1 protein-coding gene is annotated in these 294 nt (G+C 61.2%); it reads left to right on the forward strand.

Annotated features, from left to right (window positions below):
- Positions 1–294 (forward strand): iron chelate uptake ABC transporter family permease subunit (locus AF337_RS33040; RefSeq protein ID WP_244471359.1); only part of this gene is annotated, 294 nt, incomplete at both ends.

Raw genomic sequence — 294 nt, forward strand, 5'->3', positions numbered from 1 at the left:
GGGTTTTCCGGTCAATTTGCCTTTGCCGTGGCAGGTGCGATCAGTGTGCTTGTCGTCATCTTCGCCAGCTCCCGGCGATCGGCGTTCGCTCCGGAGCGAGTCCTGCTTGCGGGCATTGCCCTAAGCGCGATGGTCGATGCCGTCGTCGGCGTGTTGAGCTCGACGGGAGATCCGAGAGCAGTTCTGCTGATGCGGTGGACGAGCGGGTCCACCTATCTACCCATACGAAGGGGAGGCCATGAGACAGACACCAGCAGGACCGCGACGCAATCGTTCCGCTTCTCCATGGATAAC

The organism is Rhizobium ecuadorense (genome assembly GCF_001187535.1).
Taxonomy (GTDB): Bacteria; Pseudomonadota; Alphaproteobacteria; order Rhizobiales; family Rhizobiaceae; genus Rhizobium; species Rhizobium ecuadorense.